This window comes from Trinickia diaoshuihuensis (genome assembly GCF_003390925.1).
Classification (GTDB): domain Bacteria; phylum Pseudomonadota; class Gammaproteobacteria; order Burkholderiales; family Burkholderiaceae; genus Trinickia; species Trinickia diaoshuihuensis.
Window position 1 is genome coordinate 105,111 of sequence record NZ_QUBS01000048.1, and the last position, 21,459, is coordinate 126,569.

Here is a 21,459-nt window from a genome sequence, read left to right on the forward strand (position 1 = left end):
ATGAAAACGAAGCTTATTGGTATCGCGGTGTCTTTGTGTATCGCTTTCTCTAGCGTGGCGAGCGCTGGCGACGCGCCGCCGGCGGCGATTGAGGTCGCCCCGGCCCACGCCTGGCGCGATGCGACGCATCACATGCTGCTTGGAGCGGCGCGTGCCGGCGTGCGGCTGGTTGCCGTCGGAACGCATGGGATCGTGTTGCTTTCGGACGACGACGGAAAGACTTTTCGCCAGGCCCGCACCGTGCCTGTTTCGGCCACCCTTTCCGATGTCTTTTTCGCGGATGCTTCTCACGGCTGGGCAGTGGGGCAATGGGGAGTGATCATTGCTACCGATGATGGCGGGGAGACGTGGAAATTGCAGCGCGCGGATACCTCGACAGACCAGCCGCTGTTTTCCGTCCATTTTGCCGATGCGCGCCACGGCTGGGCGGTGGGCTTATGGTCGTTGATGCTCGAGACCGACGATGCGGGCGCGCATTGGCGCACCATCAAGCTGCGCCCAGCGCCGGGTGCAACCAAGGCCGACCGAAACTTGTTCAAGATCTTCGCGAGCGCGCACGGCACTCTGTTCGTGACGTCCGAGCAAGGGCTCGTTTTGCGCTCGCGCGACGGCGGCTCGACGTGGGACTACACGCAGACGGGCGGCAAGGGAAGCTTGTGGGCCGGCACCGTGGCCTCGGATGGAACAGTATTCGTCGGCGGATTGCTGGGCCATCTTTACGCGAGTCGCGACGACGGCGAAACCTGGGCCAAGGTGGATTCCGGCACGACGAGTTCCATTACCGCGCTCATCGCGAATGGAGCGGGCGTGCTCGGTGTCGGGCTCGATGGCACTGAAATAACGGGGTTGGCCGATGCGGAGCGATTCGCGGCAACGCATCGGCAGGGCCGCGAAGCGCTTACCGCAGTTGCGCTGTCGCAGACCCATGTGCCGGTTTTGTTTTCGAAGGATGGCGTCGTAGGTCGCGAATGAGCAAGATGACGACATCGCAGATGCGTGATCCAGGCAATGAGCTTGCCATCATGCAAAGCATTACCGGCAGGATGAAGGGATTTTTGTATCGGTGTCTGAACGACAACGACTACACGTTGGTTTTCACCACCGATGGCATTCATTCGCTCACGGGCTACCCCGCGTCGGACTTCATCGGAAACGTCGTGCGAACGTTGCCCTCTCTCACTGAGCCGGCCGACGAGCAATACGTGCTCGACTGGGTCACCACCGCATTGCGAACTCGGCAAATGTGGACGGTGGACTATCGCGTGCGGCGGGCCGACAAACAGCTCGTTTGGGTCAGAGAGGTGGGTGGCGGCGTTTTCGACGAACAGGGAAAGTTGCTCTTTTTGGAAGGGCTCGTCATCGAGGTCCAAGGCGAGCGCGCCGCGCAAATTGCAGCCGAACAGCGCTTTGCGGCAATGACATCGTCGACCAATGCGATTCTTTCAGACGTCGAAGAAATACTGAAAACCATCCGTGCGCTCTCGATCCTGTCATTCAACGCACGAGTGGAAGCCGCACGCGCCGGCCAAGAGGGGCGCGGCTTTGCAGTGGTCGCCGCGGAAATCAAAAAGCTGGCGGATGATTCGGACAAGCTCGTCAAACGGGTTTCGGAAAACGTGAAGAACGTGCGCAAGGTGATGGCGGCTGGCTGACAGATTCCACCCAAAGGCTGATTGTTTGCGGGTATGGCGAGACAGAGAATGTATTTAACAAATTCTCACGGCTCGCACCATGACATACCCGAAACTGAAACTGCTCATCGACGGCCAGTGGATCGAGCAGACTGACGAAGGCTCTGTGGCAGTCCTCAATCCGGCCGATGGGGAATTGCTCGGCCGTCTTCCCGTCGCCGGCCCCAACGAACTCGAAAGCGCTGCTACGGCTGCGCGGCGCAGTTTCAGCCGATGGTCGCGCATGTTGCCCATCGAAAGGTTTCGAATCATCACCGCCGCGACTGCACTCATGCGTCAACGCGTGCAAGAAATCGCGACCATCCTGACCCTCGAGCAAGGCAAGCCGCTCGCCGAATCTGTTCGCGAAGTCACGCTTTCTGCCGACATCATCGATTTCCTGGCCGAGGAAGCCAAACGCCTGCCGATTCGCGGCGTGCCTGCTCGGTTGTCCAATGTGACAAGTCAGACGGTCATGCGTGTTCCCGTCGGTCCTGTGGCGGCATTTACGCCCTGGAACTTCCCCGCGAACCTGCCTTCGCGGAAACTGGGCGGCGCGCTCGCCGCGGGATGCAGTGTCGTCATCAAGCCTGCCGAGGAAACGCCTGCCACGTGTATGGCGATTGTCCAATGCTTCGTCGATGCCGGCATTCCGGAAGGGGTCGTGAACCTCGTTGCGGGCGATCCTGCGTTCATTTCATCGACGCTGATCGCTCACCCTGGGATCGCAAAAATCTCGTTCACGGGCTCCGTCCGCGTGGGCAAGCTGCTCGGTGAGCAAGCGGCACGGCATATCAAACGATATACCGCCGAACTCGGCGGCCACGCGCCGGTGATCGTGTGCGAAGACTACGATGGCGCCAAAGCCGCCAAGCTGGCGGTCCCCGCAAAGTTTCGAAATGCGGGCCAGGTTTGCGCTTCGCCGATTCGCTTTATCGTGCATCGCGCTCAATACGAAGCGTTCCGTGCAGCGTTTGTGCAAGGCGCCTCCTCGCTCAAGATTGGGGCGGGTTTGGACGAGGGTGTGCAATTCGGCCCGCTGATCGAGGGTCGCCGGGTGCTCGAAATGCAGTCGTTCGTCGACGATGCCGCGCAGCATGGCGCAACAATCGCCTGCGGCGGAAAGCAGCTGACGCGGCCGGGATATTTCTTCGAGCCGACCGTCATTGAACATGCATCGTTGGATTCGCGCGTTCAAAACGAGGAGCCGTTCGGCCCAATCGCCGTGCTTGATGTTTTTGACGATCTCGATGAGGCGATCGCACGCGCGAACCGTCTTCCTGTCGGGCTCGCCGCCTACGGATTCACGAATCGCCTCGACCTGGCGCATCGTCTGACGCTAGAGCTGGAAGCCGGCATGGTCGGCATCAATCATTTTGGTGTTTCCCAACCTGAAACGCCATTCGGGGGCGTGAAAGAAAGTGGGCTCGGCCACGAAAGCGGCCTTGAGGGGTTGCTCGGATACACGGACCTCAAACTCGTTTCGGTGGCTCAATGAACGCCTTTTCTCTCCCCAAGAACCGCGGCGGACTAGCGCAGGCGCGTGCGGCCATTCCCCAACGTCCGCCCAAAGCATTACTCCTGGATTTCGGCAGCGTCATCAGCGTTTCCGTGTTTGAGCGGCACCGCGAGACGGAGTCGGCGCTGGGACTGCCACCTGAAACGTTGACCTGGCTCGGCCCGATCGATCCGTCGACAGACATGCTATGGCAGAGCATGCAGCGCGACGAAATTAGCGAGCGCGATTACTGGGCAATCCGCGCGCGCGAGGTGGGCGCGGCGATCGGCGAACGGGATTGGTCCGTGCGCGCCATGCTGACGCGCACGCGCCAGACCGACCCCAATGCGGTCGTTCGGCCCGGCATGGTGAAGCTGATCCGTCGGGCTAGAGCCAACGGGATCCTCGTCGGAATTCTTTCGAACGAACTTGAACTTTTCTACGGACCGGAGTTCCTTGCGCAAATGTCGGTGCTCAAGGACATGGCCGTCATCGTCGATGCGACGCACACCGGGATTCTGAAACCCGATCGACGCGCCTATCAGCTCGCGGTGGACGAACTGAAGACGCGCCCCGACGAGATCCTGTTCGTCGATGACCAAATGCGAAATGTCGTCGGTGCTGCAAAGGCAGGCCTGCAAGTGCAGTACTTCGACCTGCGCGACATCAATGGGAATATCGCCGCAATCGCGACGCGGCTCAACCTACCGGTAGAGGAATTGGCATGAACAAGATGACGCTCGACGAGCTGAAGGCGGCTAACGCACAGTACCTATGGCATCCGATGGCTCACCCGCAGGCGATGATGGATACGCCCCCCGACATCATCACGCGCGGCGAAGGAAGCTGGATATGGGATGCGGACGGCAACAAACTGCTCGATGGCGTCGGCGGGCTCTGGAGTGTAAATCTCGGATTCGGGCGGACGGAAATTCGCGACGCCATCGTGGCGCAGCTCGATGAACTGGCTTATTACAACACCTTCAGAGGTACGACACACCCGCGTGCAATCGAGCTTTCCGCACGCATCGTACGCATGATGGAGGCGGACGGCGTAGCTTCCGTGTTCTTCAGTAGTGGTGGCTCGGACGCGGTCGAAGGCGCGCTGAAGTTGGCCCGCCAGTATTGGAAGGTCAACGGGCAAGCAGACCGCACGAAGTTCATCTCGCTGAAGCAGGGCTACCACGGTGTGCATTTCGGCGGAATGAGCGTCAATGGGAATACCAACTTCCGCCGCCCCTACGAGCCGCTTCTGCCAGGTTGCTTCCATATCGACACGCCCTGGGTCTATCGCAATCCCTACACGGACGACCCGATCAAGCTGGGCGAAATCTGCGCGCAATTGCTCGAACGCGAGATCTTGTTCCAGGGCACTGACACGGTTGCGGCGTTCATCGCCGAGCCCGTTCAAGGCGCGGGCGGCGTGATCGTGCCTCCTCCGAATTATTGGCCTCTCGTGCGCGAGATCTGCGACAAATATGGCGTGCTGTTGATCGCCGATGAAGTCGTGACCGGTTTCGGGCGCGCCGGTCAGTTGTTCGGCACCCGGCTTTGGAATGTGAAGGCCGACATCTGGTGCCTGGCGAAAGGGATTTCCTCCGGTTACGTCCCCCTCGGCGCCACAGCGATATCGAAGAAAGTGTCGGACGTGTTCCGGTCGGGCGATGCGTCGGGCGCTGCGATTTCGCACGGCTATACGTATAGCGGACACCCCGTGGCCGCGGCGGCGGCGCTCGCCGCCTTGGATCTTATCGAGCGCGAGGGCGTCGTTGCCAACGCAGCGCAGCAAGGCCAGTACTTGATGGAACGGCTCACGGACCTGGGCCGGAAGTCACGTCTGATAGGCGATGTCAGAGGTATCGGGCTGATGGCCGGGATGGAACTGGTGGCCGACAAGGCGACCAAGGCGCCGTTCGGCCGAGGCGCCAAGGAAGTCACGATGGTGGCGCGCGAAGCGTATGCGCGAGGCGCGATGGTGCGTACGTCGGGACCGAACATCATCCTATCGCCCGCGCTCACGATTAGCCGCAGCGAAGTCGATTTTCTGTGCGATGCCCTCGAAGGCGCATTCATGGCGGTCGAGCGGTAAGCCAAGCGGAACTAGCCAAATCGACGGGACGACGATGTGCAAATGCGCTTTGTTACGCGACCGGGCAGCGTCGTCATGTACGGAGAAGCGATTCATGAATCGACTCAGTGAGTCCGGGGTTCGCGATGCCTTGGAACGTGAGCAGGACGCGTTTGCGGATCTGCACCCAATCTCTAAGCAATTATTCGAAGAGGGCCAGCGCCACTATCTGTATGGTGCGCCATCGCATTGGTTCCGTCGCTGGGCCGGCAAGTTTCCGGTGTTTGCGAAAGACGCTTCCGGCACGCAGCTTCAATGCGTGGATGGCCAACGGTATGTCGACTTCTGTTTGGGTGACACGGGCGCCATGTGCGGACATGCGCCGGCGGCCGTTACACGAGCCGTCTCCGAGCAAATGGAGCGCGGTGCGACGCTGATGTTGCCCACGGAGCACGCGTCGTGGGTCGGCGAGGAGCTGACCCGGCGATTCGGTCTTCCGTACTGGGGTTTTACGACGTCAGCCAGCGACGCAAATCGCGCGGCCATCCGCATCGCTCGCATGATTACGGGGCGTGAGAAGGTCCTCGTGTTTAGCGGTTGCTACCATGGCTCGGTCGAAGAGGCCCACGTCACGCTCGATTCGTCGGGGCAGATGGTGATGCGCAATGGCATCCATCCCAACGCGGTGGACCACGAGCGCGTTTCTGCCGTGGTGGAATTCAACGATATCGCGGCGCTCGAAGAGAAGCTCGCATCGCGGGACGTCGCCTGCGTATTGACCGAGCCGTTCATGACCAACTACGGAATGGTCGCGCCTGAGCCGGGGTTTCATCAAGCACTGCGCGAGGCGACCCGCCGACACGGCACGTTGCTCTTGATCGACGAAACGCATACGTTCTCGACGGGACCGGGCGGGTACACGGCCCTTCGCGGACTCGACCCTGACATGCTTGTTTTGGGCAAGGCGGTGGGGGGAGGAATCCCGGTTGGCTTGTATGGCGTGAGCGACGATGTGGCTCGCCGAATGTGGGAGAAGGTCCCCAAGGTCGATCCGACCAAGGTGCGCCAAAGCGCGCATCTGGGTTTCGGCGGCACGCTGGCGGGCAGTGCGCTTCAAGTGGCGTCCGTTCGCGCCGTGCTGGCCGAAGTGCTGACGCCTGCCGCGTTCGATCGCATGGTTCGACTCGCGGAGGATCTCGCCGAGCGTTTGAGAGGCATCGTTAGCCAGTTCGATCTTCCGTGGTACGTGGAGCAGTTGGGGGCGCGCGTCGAAATCATGTTCGCGCCGGCTGCGCCGAGGAATGCCGCGGAGGTGTCCGCGGGGCGTGACGGCGATCTGGAGGCCCTGCTGCACGTCTATTTTCTGAATCGCGGCGTACTCATTACGCCATTCCACTGCATGCTCCTGATGTGCCCGGCTTCCACCGCGGCGGACACCGACAGGTATATCGAAGTCTTCGAGCAATTCTGCGAGTTCCTCGCGGCAAATTGCCTCGAGCACGGGGGGCTCGCATGAGTCACTTCCAATTTGGCGGTCGGGTCGCGCTGATAACCGGCGCGCGCCCCGGTATCGGCGGGGCCATCGCGCTTGCGCTCGGGCGCGCGGGCGCGCAGCTCGTGCTGGCCAATCGAACGCTGTCCAGCGCGCAGGAGGTTGCGAGCCAACTCGAGGCCGAAGGTATCCGCGCTCACGTCGTTCCCTTTGGGGTCGAGCGCGCCGAGATATCGGCGATGGTCGATCAAGCGCTGTGCGCTACCGACGGCCGCCTGGATGTGGTTTGCCATAACGCGGGCGGGTGTCGGTGGCTTGGCTTGGAAGCGCTTGACGAGCAAGTCGTCGAGGATACCTTTGCGCTCAATCTCAAAAGCGGATTCTGGCTTCTGCAAGCGGCCTTGCCCGCGCTTCGGCACAGCGCGGCCGGCCGGTTCGTTATCACCTCGTCAATCACGGGTCCGCGTGTCGCGATGGCGGGCGCCACCCATTACGCCGCGGCCAAGGCCGGTGTGAACGGGTTCATCAAGGCTGCTGCATTGGAGTTGGCCAGCAGTGGCATCACGGTCAATGGAGTGGAACCTGGAATGGTGACAAAGGATCGGGGTCGTTTGAGTCAGGCCGAGACGTTGAGACGGCTTACCCGTTACATACCGTTGGGGCGCCCCGGACGGCCGGACGATGTAGCGTCCGCGGTGCTGTTCCTCGCCAGTCGGGAAGCGAGTTGGATCACGGGACAAACGATCGTCGTGGATGGCGGGACGACGTTGCCCGAATCAGGGTACGCGATGGAAGAACTCTGGGCCGCGGAGCGCGCCGGCGTCGCTAACGGGAGCCAAACGTGAAGTCGGGATTGAAGATTTTAATTGTTGGCACCGCCGATACCAAGTCGGACGAACTGCTGTTCATGAAGGAGTGCATCGAGCGGGAGGGCGCCTCAGGCGTCATCATGGATGTCGGGGTGCTCGGAACGCCTGTCTTCGATCCGGAGATTTCCAACGTGAAGGTCGCGGCCGCAGCCGGCATCACGTTGAAGGAGATTGCCGCGCTGGGCGACGAAAACGCCGCCATGACCAAAATGGCGGAAGGTGCGGTCAAGCTCACGCTGGATCTCTATGCCAAGGGGCAGGTGCATGGCGTGCTCGCGCTGGGCGGCACGATGGGAACCGACCTAGCGCTCGACGTCACCGCCGCATTGCCGCTCGGTATGCCGAAATTCATCGTGACGACGGTGGCGTATTCCCACCTGATCCCACCCGACCGGCTCGCTGCCGACGTCATGATGATTTTATGGGCCGGTGGCCTGTACGGGTTGAATTCGATCTGCAGGGCCACGTTGAGCCAGGCGGCCGGCGCCGTCCTCGGGGCTTGCAGCACCGTAACCTTATCCAAGGCCGCCCGGCCACGTGTGGCTATCGGCGGGCTGGGCAAGTCTTGCCTGAGCTACATGGTCGAACTTACGCCTCAATTGGAAAAGCGAGGCTACGAGCCGGTCGTGTTCCACTGCACGGGCATGGGCGGACGGGCGATGGAGTCGTTGATCGAGCAGGGCACGTTTGTGGCGGTCTTCGATCTTGCGCTATGCGAGTTGAGCAACATTCTGCGGGGGTCCGTTGTCAACGCGGGTGCTTCACGACTCGAGACCGCGGGTCGCCTTGGCGTTCCCCAGATCATCGCGCCGGGCGCGAGCGATATGGTGGATGTCCAGACATGGGCGCCGTTGCCTGAGAGGTATAGAGGCCGCCCTTACCACGCCCACAACCGCCTGATTGCGTCGGTCACGACGACGAGCGAAGAGCGACGCGAGCTCGCGCGCTTCGTCGCGAGCAAGGTCAATGCGGCCAAGGGGCCGACCGCATTCTTGCTTCCGCTGCAAGGCATTCACGCTTGGGATGCGCCGGGCCAGCCCTTGCACGATCCGCAAGGGCATCAGGTCTTCATCGATGAATACAAGCAACTGATCGAGCCGCCGGTCGATTTGCGCGTTCTCGACATGCATATCAACGATCGCGCCTTTACAGACGAGGCACTCGGCATCTTCGATAACTGGGTCGAAGCCGGACTGATTCCGCCGGGCGTGACAGAACAATAGGAGCCGTCATCATGTCGCGTTTTCATGGCAGAACAGCATTCGTCACCGGTGCGGGCTCAGGCATCGGGCGCGAGATTGCGCTGCAGTTGTCGACGGAAGGCGCCAACGTTGTTGCTGCGGACATCGGGTTCGATCCGAAAGCTTCGCCGAGCGGGCGAGCGAATTTCGCCGAAGTTCGCGTTGACGTTCGCAGGGAGGAAGACGTCAGCCGCGCCATCGAGGGGGCGATCGCGCGCTCCGGCCAAATCGACATTCTGGTCAATGCCGCGGGCGTGATGATCGCGGATGACGTTGCCGACATCCGTGACGACACCTGGAACACGATTATCGAAGTCAACCTCACCGGCGCCATGCGTGTGTGTCGCGCTGTGCTGCCCCACATGCGTCGCCGCGCACGAGGGTCGATCGTCAACGTTTCGTCGGTAGCCGCTTTCAACGCGTCGGCAGGCATGGCTTCGTACGCGGCGAGCAAGTCCGGACTGGTCGCGCTAACAAGGGCGCTTGCGAACCGTTATGGCGCGGATGGGGTTCGCGCCAACTGCGTTTGTCCTGGCTGGGTGCGCACGCGCATGAGCGAGGCCGAAATGGCCGACCTTGCGCAGGCGAACGGAACGAGTGTCGAACAAGAGTTCTCACATGTGGCGCAGCGCATCGCGCTGGGGCGCGTGGCCGAGCCGGCTGAAATAGCCAAGTGCGCGGCCTTCCTCGCCTCCGACGACGCCTCCTTCGTTACCGGCGCCGTTCTGGTGGCCGACGGTGGGGCGCGTACGGCCGCTACCTCTCGCTCGCACTAGGTTCTCGGATTATCACCATACAGAAGGTGTCGACACCATGACTCAATCTCTGCCTGAGCGTGCCCGCGTCGTCGTAATCGGCGGCGGCATCATCGGCGCATCCACGCTTTACCATTTGGCTCACAAGGGCATAGCCGACGCCGTTCTGTTGGAGCGCGATCGGTTCGCTAGCGGTACTACCTGGCACGCCGCCGGCATCGTAGGCCAATTGCGCGATTCCAAAGCGCAAACGGAACTTGCCCAATATACGACGCGATTGTTCCAGTCGCTCGAGCAAGAGACTGGCCAAGCCACGGGTTACAAGGAAAATGGATCGATGACGGTCGCGCTGACGCCCGAGCGTCTGGAACTGATTCGCCGCAACGTTTCATCGGCGAAGCGGATGGATGTTCCCTGCCATTACCTGACGCCGGCGGAAATCCAAGAGCGATGGCCGTTGCTGAGAGTCGACGATGTGCTCGGCGGGCAGTTCGTGCCATCGAACGGTCAAGTCAATCCTCTCGACGTGACCACTGCGCTTATCAAGGGCGCAAAGCTGAAAGGTGCAAAAGCCTACGAGAACACGCCTGTTCTCGACGTCGTCGTGAAGGACGGCAAAGTCAAGGCGGTCAGAACGGCTCATGGCGATATCGCTTGCGATCGGGTGCTGTTGGCCGGCGGCATGTGGACGCATGCGTTCGCAAAGAAGCTCGGGATTTCCGTTCCCCTGCACGCAGCGGAGCACTACTACATCGTGACGGAGGCACTGCCGGGGCTCGCGCGCACCACGCCGGTTCTTACGGTCGCCGACGAGCGGACCTACTACAAAGAAGACGCCGGAAAACTTCTCGTGGGCTTTTTCGAGGCGAAGGGCAATGCATGGCCGAAGCCGGGCGCCCAGATTCCGTCGGGCTTCTCGTTCACCGAGCTGCCGCCGGACATGGATCACATGGAGCCCCAGTTGTTGGCGGCATTCGACCGCGTGCCGGTGCTTCAAAACACGGGCATTCAATTGTTCTTCTGCGGACCCGAAAGCTTCACACCCGACGGCCGCGCTTACATGGGGCCGACGGCCGATATCGCTGGCCTCTATGTGGCGGCCGGGTTCAATTCGAACGGCATTTTGTCGTCGGGCGGCGCCGGAAAGGTGATGGCGGATTGGTTGATCGACGGCCTGCCGCCCGTGAGCATGGGGACACTGCACGCACAACGTGCATTGCCGTTCCAGGCCAACACTCGCTACGTGCGCGAACGTGTCGCGGAATCGATCGGTATGCACATGACGCTCCACTGGCCGGGGCACCAGGTGGCGACAGCACGCGGTGTGCGGCAGTTTCCGATGCACGACCGGCTGATTGCCGCAGGAGCCGTGATGGGGGAGCGCATCGGCTGGGAGTTTCCGCTCTACTTCGCCGACGCGGGCGCGCAATTGCCGCATGAGCCAAGCCTTAAGCGGCAGGCGTGGTTCCCGATGGTCGAGCGCGAATGCTTGGCCGCCAGGGATGCAGCGTTGCTGATCGATCAAAGCTGCTACGGCAAGCTGTTGGTCAAAGGACGCGATGCACTGAAAGCGCTCGAGCATGTATCGGCCAATCGTATCGACGTGCCGGTGGGTCACTCGGTCTACACGCACTGGCTGAACGAGCGAGGCGGTATCGAAGCCGACGTCACGATCACGCGTTTGGCGGACAACGAGTTCATGATCGTCACGGGTCATCCGAGCCAGGTTCGCGACCGCTGCTGGTTCGAAGCGCATGTCGACCCCGCCTGGAACGTTCAGATCCACGATGTCACGACAGCGCACGCCATGTTTTCGGTGAGTGGGCCTCGCTCTCGCGAGATTCTCCAACAACTGACCGACGCCGATGTTTCGAACGCCGCGTTCCCCTTTGGGCAAGCCAGGTTGATCGATGTCGGGCTGGCGCGCTGCTGGGTGTTGCGCCGAAGCTTCGTTGGAGAGCTGGGCTATGAGATCTATCCGACGACCGATGTCGCCCGGCACGTTTTCGATGAGCTGATGCGCGTAGGCGGTCCGCTTGGAATGCGCTTGGGCGGATTCCTCGCGATGAACCACTGCCGGCTCGAGAAAGGCTTTGTGCACTTCGGACACGACATTGGCGAAGACGATACACCGCTGGAAGCGGGCCTGAAGTTCGCCGTTTCGTTCGATAAGGATGCGAAGTTCATAGGGCGCGACGCATTGGAGCGTCAGCAGGCCGGCGGCCCGATCGAGGCGCGCCTGGTGAATGTGAAGGTGCGCGAAGCGAATCTTGACGATGGCCCCTATCTATATCGCAACGAACCGTTGTGGAAGGGCGAGCAACTCATCGGATACGTGACGTCGGGGGCGTGGGGTTTCCGTCTCGGGGGCTCGTTCGGCATGGCATCCGTCAAGCGAGCCGGTGGTGTGACGGCCCAATGGTTGAGCGAGGGTGGATTCGAGGTCGAAGTCGCGGGTGCTCGCCATGCAGTTGAACTTCAATTCGCGGGCTTTTACGACGCGAAGAGCGACCGTATGCGCGGATGACAGAACGAGGAAATCAGATGGACGATCGATATGACGTGCTGTTCGAACCGGTCAAGATTGGACCGGTTACCGCAAAGAACAGATTCTTCGCCGTCGCGCACAGTGCCGGGATGGGGTTTGCTCAGCCGCATGCAACCGCAGCCCTTCGCGCAATGAAGGCCGAGGGAGGGTGGGCGGTGGTTTGCACAGGGGTGTGCGAGATCGACGAGACCTCGGACATGATGGGGCATCAGAACGATCGCCTTTGGGACGATCACGACGTGGCCTGCCATCGGCTAACCACCGACGAAATTCACAAGTACGGTGCGCTCGCCGCGGTCGAGTTGGCGCATCTTGGACTCGGGGCTCGGAATCTGTACAGCCGCGTGCCGGCGCTCGGTCCTGCCAGTTTGAAATGCACGTCGGCGTATGTGCCGACGCAGTCGATGCCGATGACGATCGCCGATATCCAGGCCTTCCGCGCGGCACACCGGCGCGCGGTGCGCCGTGCAATCGATGCCGGCTATGACATCGTCTACGTCTACGCGGCGCACGATAGAGCTTTGCCCTTGCACTTCTTGTCGAGCCGATACAACAAACGCACCGACGAGTACGGCGGTTCGCTCGAGAACCGCATGCGGCTGCTGAAGGAATTGATCGAGGACACGATCGAGGAAGCCTCCGGCCGATGCGCGGTCGCCGTGAGATTCGCCGTCCACGATTTTTCCGGCGGTATCACGCTCGAGCAAGAAGGTCGGGCCGTGATCGAAGCGCTGGGCGATATGCCCGATCTGTGGGACGTCAATGTGAGCCCGTGGTCGTTCGATTCGTCCACCGCTCGGTTCGCGGAAGAGGGGTTCCAGGACGACTATATCGGGTTCGTCAAGAAACTCACGCGTAAGCCGGTGGTCGGGGTGGGGCGTTTCACCTCGCCCGATGCGATGGTGTCGCGGATCAAACGCGGTCTCGTCGATTTCATCGGGGCCGCCCGACCTTCGATTGCCGACCCTTTCATTCCGGAAAAGATCCGGACCGGCAGGATCGACGAGATTCGCGAATGTATCGGCTGTAACGTGTGCGCGTCGACGGAGATGTATGGCGTGCCCATTCGGTGTACGCAAAATGCCACGATCGGCGAAGAGTGGCGTAAGGCTTGGCATCCGGAGAAGCTTAAGCCGCTTTCGAATCGCGAGAGTGCATTGGTGGTCGGCTCGGGGCCGGCTGGGCTGGAGGCCGCACTGACGCTCGCGCGTCGAGGCGTGGAAGTGTCTTTGGTCGAGCGAGAGGCCTTCTTGGGCGGGCGAATCGCGTGGGAATCCAAGCTGCCCGGGTCGCAGACGCTGGCGCGTGTGCGCGACTACCGCATCTATCAGCTGGAGCGGATGAGCAACGTCCAGATCTATCGCGGATCGCAGGTTGATGTCGAGGACATCCTGCAATTCGGCGCTAGGCGCGTCGTGCTCGCCACCGGCGCGGCCTGGCGGGTGGATGGCGTGGGGCCGGCTACGCCGAACGGGATCGCGGTTTGCGACGGCGTGAACGTCTATTCACCCGAGACTGTGCTGGCCGGCGCGCCGCTTAGCGGGCCGATTGTCGTCTATGACGATGACCACTACTACGTGGGTCATGGTGTCGCCGAATGGCTGAGGGCCAGGGGATGCGAGGTCACGCTCGTTACCCCACTAGCCGACGTCTCCCAATGGTCGTATTACACGCTGGAGCTCCGGCGGCTGGAAGAGCGTCTCGATGAAGCGGGCATCACCTGCATCACGAAGAGCAAGGTCAAGGAAGTACGAGATGGAACGGTCATCACCGCCAGCGGGCGCCGCTTAGCGTCGCTGCCGTGCGGAACATTCGTTCCCGTAACCCTACGTGAGCCAAACCGACAGTTGGCAGATGCGTTAGAGCTGCGCAAACAGGATTGGCGCGACGTCGGAATCGAATCGGTCACCTTGATAGGCGACGCGCTTGCTCCCGGCACGGTGGCAGCCGCGGTGTACGCGGGCGCAGCCCTCGGGCGAGCGCTGGGCGAACCCCAACGTGCCGAATCCTTTTTGCGTGAGCGCACCGTTCTTCAATAACTCTCGCGACTCTTTCGTTCGCTTGATTGCCAATCGAGAAGCAAACATGACTCTTACCACCAAACTTCCGAACACCTACGTGCTGCGCGTTGCTTGCCCGGCGACGGTGGGTATCGTTGCCGCAATCAGCGGCTACCTTGCTGCTCATAGCTACTACATCGCCGAGATGTCGCAGTACGACGATGAAGAGACCGAGCGGTTCTTTCTACGTTGCGTCTTTCAGGCGAACGGTGAAATCACCGATGACGATAAGGATATGTTGATTGGCTTCGATAAGCTGGCGGACCGGTTCAACATGGAATGGTCGGTGCGTCGCGCGGATCGGCGGCGCAACGCCATCTTGATGGTTTCGAAGTTCGATCATTGTCTGCGTGACCTCTTGTACCGTTGGGAAGCCGGTGAACTCAACATGGAGGTCAACGCAATCGTCTCGAATCACGAGACGCTCAAGCACATCGCGGACCGCTATCGCCTTCCTTTCTACTACTTGCCGGTCACGCCCGAAACGAAGGTAAAGCAGGAAGCCGCATTACGCGCCCTTGTCTTCGAGAGAAAAGCAGAACTCGTGGTTCTCGCGCGCTACATGCAAATTCTTAGCGATGACATCGCGCGAGATCTGCATGGCAACTGCATCAACATTCACCATTCGTTCTTGCCCAGCTTCAAAGGGGGTTCGCCCTATGCGCAGGCGCATAAGCGAGGTGTGAAGCTGATTGGGGCGACTTCGCACTACGTAACGGGCGATCTTGACGAAGGTCCGATCATCGAGCAGGACATTCGCCGCATCGACCATCGCTACTCGGTAGCCGAGATGCAAGCGATGGGCCGGGACGTCGAGTGCCAGGTGCTCGCGCGTGCGGTGAGAATGCATCTCGAGGATCGCGTTTTCATCGACGGAAACAAGACGGTCGTCTTTTCTTAATGCGTAAGCCGTCCGTACGGTGCATGGAGTGATTGAATGACAGCGATTTTGATCGACGGGAAGGGCGCTTCCCAAAAACTCAGAGAAGAGATTGCGACGGCTGTTGCCCGTCTGAAGCTGGAGCATGCGGTGACGCCCGGTCTCGCGGTTGTCCTCGTCGGCGAGGATCCCGCCAGCCAGATCTACGTGAAGAACAAAGCGCGACAGACTTTGGAGGCCGGGATGGCTTCGTTCGAGCACAGGCTAGCGGAGACGATCACCGAGTCCGAACTGCTGTCATTGATCGCTAAGCTCAATGCGGATCCGAACGTGCATGGCATTCTCGTGCAATTGCCCCTGCCGGCCCATATCGACGAAAAGGCAGTCATTGAATCCATCGCGCCGGGCAAGGACGTGGATGGCTTTCATCCTGAGAACGTGGGGCGCGTTGTAGCTGGAGAGGGCGGGGTGGTGCCATGCACGCCGCTGGGATCGTTGATTCTGATTAAACAAGCAGTCGGAGATATCGCGGGAAAGAATGCCGTGGTCATCGGACGATCGAATATTGTCGGAAAGCCAATGGCGCAGCTTCTGTTGGCTCATCACTGCACGGTGACGATCGCCCATTCGCGCACCCCTGAGATCGCTTCGGTCGCACGTACCGCGGACATCCTCGTCGCGGCGGTCGGCCGCCCGGAAATGGTCAAGGGCGATTGGATCAAGCCGGGGGCGTGCGTCATCGACGTTGGCATCAATCGTGTCGCCAAAGAAAGCGGCGAGGGCTACAAGGTCGTAGGCGATGTGGCATTCAGTGAGGCGTCGGAAGTCGCCGGGTGTATTACGCCGGTGCCCGGCGGCGTGGGTCCGATGACGATCGCGTGTCTGCTCGCGAACACCTACCTTGCCACTTGCCGGTCCGTCGGGGCGCCGCCGATGGAAATTTTTTAGCTCGTGAAGCCAATGGTCACTGAAAGGATGAGCGTATGAAGATCATTGTAGGCGTCAAGCGCGTCGTGGATTCAAATGTGAAGGTCCGCGTGCGGGCTGATGGCACGGCCGTCGATATTAGCAATGTGAAGATGTCGATGAATCCCTTCGATGAAATCGCCGTGGAGGAAGCCGTGCGATTGAAGGAAGCGGGAGTGGCGACCGAAATCGTGGCAGTCTCGGCGGGTTCCGGGCAATCTCAAGAGACGCTGCGCACCGCGCTGGCGATCGGCGCCGATCGTGCGATTCTGATCGAGACGGATAAGGAACTGCAGCCGCTGGCCGTCGCTAAGCTCTTGAAAGCTGTAATAGACAAGGAGCAACCGCAGCTCGTCATTCTCGGAAAGCAGGCCATCGACGACGATTCGAACCAGACGGGGCAGATGCTCGCCGCTTTGGCCAGTTGGCCGCAGGCTACCTTCGCGTCGAAGGTGGGGGTGGCGGGAAACGACGTCACCGTTTCCCGCGAGGTAGATGGCGGCACTGAGACCGTGATGCTACAGCTTCCCGCCGTTGTGACGACCGACTTGCGCCTGAACGAGCCTCGCTACGTCACGTTGCCGAACATCATGAAGGCGAAAAAGAAGCCCCTCGAAACCATCGCTGCCGACTCGTTGGGCGTTGATATTTCGCCTAGGCTGAAGACGCTCAAAGTGGCTGAGCCGCCCACTCGCAGTGCCGGCGAGAAAGTCGCTGATGCGGCGACGCTCGTGCAAAGGCTGCGCGATGCGAAAGTGATTTGAGCCAAGGAGACCTCAAGTGACGATTTTGGTAATTGCGGAGCACGACAACGCTACGTTGTCGCAGGCTACGCTGAATGCGATATCCGCAGCTTCGGTGCTGTCGGCCTTCGAAGACGGCGGGGTAGATGTGCTCGTCGCAGGACATCATGCAGATGGCGTTGCGAAACAGGTGGCCCGCGTGGCCGGCGTCAAGAAAGTGCTTCACGCCGAAGCGGTGCATCTGGAACACGGGCTGCCCGAGGGCGTCGCGGTCGCCGCGCTGGCGATCGTACGCGACGCGGCAGGACGCTATTCGCACGTGGTAACGGCGGCGACGGCTTTCGGTAAAAGCGTGACACCCCGTATCGCCGCCATGCTCGACGTGGCACAAATCAGTGAAGTGACGGCAGTCATCAGCGCGGACACATTCGAGCGCCCGATCTATGCGGGAAATGCGATTGCGACGATCCAGTCGATGGATCCGATCAAAGTCATGACGGTGCGCACGACGGCGTTCCCCGCGGCACAGCCCGGTGCAGACGCGCCGATCGAAGCCGCTGCGCCGGGCGAGGACCCGCGCACCTCGCGCTACGTCGGGAGGGAAATGGCTTTGTCGGATAGACCGGAACTGACGACGGCGCAGATCGTCGTGTCCGGAGGGCGCGGGTTGGCAAGCGCCGAAAGCTACGACAAGGTGCTGACGCCGCTTGCCGACAAGCTCGGAGCAGCGCTTGGCGCATCGCGCGCTGCCGTAGACGCGGGCTTTGCGCCTAACAACGCCCAAGTGGGGCAAACAGGTCGGATCGTCGCGCCTGAGCTTTACGTCGCCGTCGGAATCTCCGGGGCGATACAGCATCTAGCCGGCATGAAGGATTCGAAGGTCATTGTCGCCATCAACAAAGATCCGGACGCGCCAATTTTTGGCGTTGCCGATTTTGGTATCGAAGGCGATTTGTTCGACGTGGTGCCCTCATTGCTCGCGGCGCTCGATTAACATTCCACGGCGTAAAAATGATCAAACATACTCCTTACTATCACAAGCTCGTCGCCGCCGGCGCGAAGCTTCAGGACCGCGGCGGCTTCGCCACGCCGAATTTCTTCACTTCGATCGCCGACGAGCACCAGGCGGTGCGCGAGCGCGTGGGGATGTTCGATGTCTATTATCAGGTTGGCGTCGAAATCAAGGGCAAGGAGGCAGAAGCACTGTTGACACGCGCCCTGGTCAACGACGTGCGCCGCATGCGTGACGGCGGCGTGATCTACAGCTCCCTATGCACAGAGGCGGGCGGTATCGTCGACGATCTCACCTGTTTCAGGTTCAGCGGCGATCGCCTCTGGCTCTCTCCCACACCGTCTCGCGTGCAAGCAGTCATGTCCGCGCTCGGTAAGTTGGCGGGCGATATGAACGTGACGGTGACGAACCTGGGCTACTCCAATGGCTACCTGTCGGTCCAAGGGCCGCGATCGCGTGAACTGTTGGGCGCGCTCACGCAGGCCGACATCTCGTCCGAAGCCCTCAAGTATTTCGCATTCACGCATGGGAATCTGGGAGAAGTGCCGAAGGCGGTCATCTCTCGCACGGGCTATTCGGGCGAACTCGGGTATGAGCTGTTTTTTCCCGTCGAGTTTGCGGAATACGTCTGGGATCTGGTCGCCGAGGCGGGCAAGCAGTTCGATATCCGCCCGTGCGGCATGAAAACGATGCGCTCCCTGCGAATCGAAAAATCGTATCTGCTGTACGGCTTGGACATCAGCGAAGAGACGGATCCGTTGTCCGCGGGCCTCGCGTGGACCGTGCGATTTGACGATCGGCAATTCGTGGGGCGGCGCGCACTTGAAGAAGTCAACGCAAAAGGAATTGCCCGTTGCCTGAGGCTGATCGATACAGGCGCCATTCATCCGATCGTGCATGGAGAAGCGGTCTTTCACAATGGAGAGGTGGTGTCCACGGTGACGTCAGGAGATCCTGGATTTCATTTGGGCAAGACATTCGCTTTTGCATACTTGCCCCGTGAACTGGCTACCCAAGGTACGCAGGTTCAGATCCAGCTCGCGGACGGCAAGTCGGCGGTGACCGGAACGGTGCTCGATCGCGCGCCGTACGATCCCGAAAGAAGGCGGTTGACTGCGTGATCGGGGGGCGCTCCGTCTGAGCATTCCCGTATAGCTGCCACGAATCGGCCAGTGGCTCGCGCATGCATGAGCCACTGACCGACACCGAGCCGGAACCTTGCCGTGGCACTAGAGCTGCGTAGCTTCTATGCGTTGCGCGTTTGATGAGTCAAGGCAATCAATTGCTCGACAAAGGCGCGCTTGCGGGCCTTGTCGAATCGCGAGACGCCGAGCGCTTCTGCGAGCCATAGCCCGTCGGCCGCCATGCGTACGACGTCTGCCGTCGAGGCTTCTACGCCGTCACGACTCGCGCGCTGCGACCATCGGCTGTGCGCAAGTTCATAGACTTCGCGCACGGCGCTATCCTTTCCAAAGTACGCCAGGATGAGGGCGGCGGACGCCATGCTTTCGGTTTGAATCGTTGCGTCGGTATCGAATGTTGCATGGACGTACGAGCGAAGCCACGCGCCCGGTGCCCCATCGTCGTTTGCGAGGCGTTCAACGGCTGCTTCGAAATTGTCGAACGCAAAAACGAGCAAATGATGAATTAGCTCGTCCTTGGTTTTGAAGTGGTAGAAAACGCCGCCTTTGCTCATGCCGGCCGAGGACGCCACGTCTTCAAGCGTGAACGCTCCGACGCCGTGTTGAAGGATGAGCTTCTCGGCGGCTCTCAGAATTTTTTCGCGATTATTTGGGCGCATCACCCGGTCCTAAAATTGCCCTCGATAGTATATCGGAGCCGTCCTCGGTCAGATCCGCCCACCGGTTCTCACATGCTTGGGTAATTCGGCCCGCCGCCGCCCTCGGGCGCGACCCACACGATGTTCTGCGTCGGGTCCTTGATATCGCAGGTCTTGCAATGCACGCAGTTCTGCGCATTGATGACCAGACGATCGCTGCCGTCGTCGCCTTTGACGAACTCATACACGGCTGCCGGGCAGTAACGTCCTTCGGGGCCTGCGTACGTGTGCAGATTCACATTGACCGGCACTGAAGGGTCTTTCAGCGTCAAATGCGCCGGCTGATTCTCTTCGTGGTTCGTATTGGAGAGGAACACGGACGAAAGCCGGTCGAACGTCAGCTTGCCGTCGGGCTTCGGGTAGGTGATCGGCGTGCATTGGGAGGCTGGCTTGAGCATTTCGTGATCGCGATGCTGATGGTGCAGCGTCCACGGCACATTGCCGCCCAGCAGCTTCTGCTCGATGCCGACCATGAGCGTGCCCAGGTACAGCCCCTTGCTCATCCACTGCTTGAAATTGCGCGCGCGATGCAATTCGCCGTGCAGCCACGATTGCCTGAACGATTCCGGGTATGCGCTCAGTTCATCGTTTTGGCGGCCCGCCTGCACGGCGTCGAATGCCGCCTCGGCCGCCAACATGCCGCTCTTGATGGCCGCATGGCTGCCCTTGATGCGCGAAGCGTTCAAGAAACCCGCATCGTCGCCCACGAGCGCGCCGCCCGGGAACACGAGCTTGGGCAGAGATATCAACCCGCCGGCCGTGATCGCCCGCGCACCGTACGAGATGCGCTTGCCGCCTTCGAGGAACTTGCGAATCTCGGGGTGCAACTTATAGCGCTGGAATTCCTCGAACGGCGAGAGATACGGGTTCGAATAGCCCAGGCCGACGACGAAACCCACCATCACTTGATTGTTGTCGATGTGATAGAGGAACGATCCGCCGTAGGTTTGGGTATCCAACGGCCAGCCGGCCGTATGGATCACGAGCCCCGGTTGATGCTTGGCGGGGTCGATTTCCCAGAGTTCCTTGATGCCGATGCCGTAGACCTGCGGGTCCGCGCCTTGGTCGAGCTTGAACTTCGCGTTCAACTGACGGCCGAGATGCCCGCGCGCACCCTCGCAGAACAACGTGTACTTCGCATGCAGCTCCATGCCGAGCTGGAAGTTCTCCGTGGGCTCGCCGTCCTTGCCGATGCCCATGTTGCCCGTGGCCACGCCCTTGACCGAGCCGTCCTCGTTGTAGAGGATTTCGGCTGCGGCAAAGCCCGGGAAGATCTCCACGCCCAGCGCTTCGGCTTGCTGGCCGAGCCAGCGCGTGACGTTGGCCAGGCTGACGACGTAGTTGCCGTGATTCTTGAAGTTATCGGGCAGCGCCCAGTTCGGCGTTTTGACGGCGCCATTTTCGGTGAGGAACAAAAACCGGTCTTCCGTCACCGCCACGTTCAACGGGGCTCCTTTCTCCTTCCAGTCGGGGATAAGCTCGCTAATGGCGCGCGGGTCCATGACGGCGCCCGATAGGATGTGCGCGCCGATCTCCGACCCCTTCTCGAGCACGCAAACGCCCACGTCCGCGCCTTTCTCCTGCGCGAGCTGCTTGAGTCGGATCGCCGCGGACAGGCCGGCGGGACCCCCACCGACGATAACGACATCGTACGAGATCGAATCCCGAGCCTGCAATTGTTCGCCCTTCGCGTTACGGGTTGTCATCGGCCACCTTGCCTTCGGAACGAATGGTTCAAATGGGCGAATTTTGTCGGGCGACCCGGCTGGAGGCAATCAGCCTTCGGATGGATTCACGCGGAAGCGCCCCGAAGCGTC

Annotated in this window: 18 protein-coding genes; 16 read left to right on the top strand and 2 right to left on the bottom strand. The window is 61.0% G+C overall.

Annotated features, from left to right (window positions below; genetic code table 11):
• From DXT59_RS10840 to DXT59_RS10915, 16 genes are all read left to right on the top strand, one after another.
• On the top strand, positions 1–972 hold the full coding sequence (locus tag DXT59_RS10840) for a WD40/YVTN/BNR-like repeat-containing protein (protein ID WP_116136900.1): 972 nt from the start codon (positions 1–3) through the stop codon (positions 970–972).
• Positions 969–1,652, top strand: coding sequence for a methyl-accepting chemotaxis protein (locus tag DXT59_RS30930; RefSeq protein WP_116136901.1), 684 nt, complete (start codon positions 969–971; stop codon positions 1,650–1,652). Before DXT59_RS10840 ends, DXT59_RS30930 begins: the two co-directional genes overlap by 4 nt.
• A gap of 79 nt (positions 1,653–1,731) precedes the next feature.
• Positions 1,732–3,168 carry an NAD-dependent succinate-semialdehyde dehydrogenase gene (locus tag DXT59_RS10850; protein WP_116136902.1) on the top strand — a complete coding sequence of 479 codons (1,437 nt, stop codon included), beginning with the start codon at positions 1,732–1,734 and terminating at the stop codon, positions 3,166–3,168.
• A complete protein-coding gene (locus DXT59_RS10855; protein WP_116136903.1) occupies positions 3,165–3,896 on the top strand; it encodes an HAD-IA family hydrolase in 732 nt (243 codons plus the stop codon). Before DXT59_RS10850 ends, DXT59_RS10855 begins: the two co-directional genes overlap by 4 nt.
• A 5-nt stretch (positions 3,897–3,901) precedes the next feature.
• Positions 3,902–5,257: an aminotransferase class III-fold pyridoxal phosphate-dependent enzyme gene (locus tag DXT59_RS10860; protein WP_116136974.1), complete on the top strand. Its 1,356-nt coding sequence runs from the start codon at positions 3,902–3,904 to the stop codon at positions 5,255–5,257.
• Positions 5,258–5,351: 94 nt separating this feature from the next.
• Entirely contained in the window at positions 5,352–6,752 is a 1,401-nt protein-coding gene (locus DXT59_RS10865; protein WP_116136904.1) for a transaminase, read from the top strand.
• The gene (locus DXT59_RS10870) at positions 6,749–7,573 is read left to right on the top strand and encodes an SDR family oxidoreductase (RefSeq protein WP_116136905.1); all 825 of its coding nucleotides are present in this window, start codon (positions 6,749–6,751) and stop codon (positions 7,571–7,573) included. The genes DXT59_RS10865 and DXT59_RS10870 overlap by 4 nt, the downstream gene beginning before the upstream one ends.
• On the top strand, positions 7,570–8,820 hold the full coding sequence (locus DXT59_RS10875) for a Tm-1-like ATP-binding domain-containing protein (protein WP_116136906.1): 1,251 nt from the start codon (positions 7,570–7,572) through the stop codon (positions 8,818–8,820). Before DXT59_RS10870 ends, DXT59_RS10875 begins: the two co-directional genes overlap by 4 nt.
• A gap of 11 nt (positions 8,821–8,831) precedes the next feature.
• Positions 8,832–9,614 (top strand): SDR family NAD(P)-dependent oxidoreductase, encoded by a 783-nt coding sequence (locus DXT59_RS10880; RefSeq protein WP_116136907.1) that lies wholly within the window; start codon positions 8,832–8,834, stop codon positions 9,612–9,614.
• A gap of 37 nt (positions 9,615–9,651) precedes the next feature.
• Positions 9,652–12,120, top strand: a complete 2,469-nt coding sequence (locus DXT59_RS10885) for an FAD-dependent oxidoreductase (RefSeq protein ID WP_116136908.1) — start codon at positions 9,652–9,654, stop codon at positions 12,118–12,120.
• Positions 12,121–12,137: 17 nt separating this feature from the next.
• Positions 12,138–14,180, top strand: coding sequence for an oxidoreductase (locus tag DXT59_RS10890; protein ID WP_116136909.1), 2,043 nt, complete (start codon positions 12,138–12,140; stop codon positions 14,178–14,180).
• Positions 14,181–14,226: 46 nt separating this feature from the next.
• A complete protein-coding gene (purU, locus tag DXT59_RS10895) occupies positions 14,227–15,102 on the top strand; it encodes a formyltetrahydrofolate deformylase (RefSeq protein ID WP_116136910.1) in 876 nt (291 codons plus the stop codon).
• Between the two features lie 36 nt (positions 15,103–15,138).
• Positions 15,139–16,029 (top strand): bifunctional methylenetetrahydrofolate dehydrogenase/methenyltetrahydrofolate cyclohydrolase FolD, encoded by an 891-nt coding sequence (gene folD, locus DXT59_RS10900; protein WP_116136911.1) that lies wholly within the window; start codon positions 15,139–15,141, stop codon positions 16,027–16,029.
• A 35-nt stretch (positions 16,030–16,064) separates the two neighbouring features.
• On the top strand, positions 16,065–16,811 hold the full coding sequence (locus tag DXT59_RS10905) for an electron transfer flavoprotein subunit beta/FixA family protein (protein ID WP_116136912.1): 747 nt from the start codon (positions 16,065–16,067) through the stop codon (positions 16,809–16,811).
• Between the two features lie 16 nt (positions 16,812–16,827).
• Positions 16,828–17,784 (top strand): electron transfer flavoprotein subunit alpha/FixB family protein, encoded by a 957-nt coding sequence (locus tag DXT59_RS10910; protein ID WP_116136913.1) that lies wholly within the window; start codon positions 16,828–16,830, stop codon positions 17,782–17,784.
• Between the two features lie 17 nt (positions 17,785–17,801).
• The gene (locus DXT59_RS10915) at positions 17,802–18,923 is read left to right on the top strand and encodes an aminomethyl transferase family protein (RefSeq protein ID WP_116136914.1); all 1,122 of its coding nucleotides are present in this window, start codon (positions 17,802–17,804) and stop codon (positions 18,921–18,923) included.
• A 125-nt stretch (positions 18,924–19,048) separates the two neighbouring features.
• Here DXT59_RS10915 and DXT59_RS10920 read toward each other — a convergent pair whose 3' ends face one another.
• Both DXT59_RS10920 and DXT59_RS10925 read right to left on the bottom strand, forming a co-directional pair.
• Positions 19,049–19,603, bottom strand: coding sequence for a TetR/AcrR family transcriptional regulator (locus DXT59_RS10920; RefSeq protein ID WP_116136915.1), 555 nt, complete (start codon positions 19,601–19,603; stop codon positions 19,049–19,051).
• Between the two features lie 68 nt (positions 19,604–19,671).
• A complete protein-coding gene (locus DXT59_RS10925) occupies positions 19,672–21,348 on the bottom strand; it encodes an electron transfer flavoprotein-ubiquinone oxidoreductase (protein WP_116136916.1) in 1,677 nt (558 codons plus the stop codon).
• Positions 21,349–21,459 lie beyond the last annotated feature (111 nt).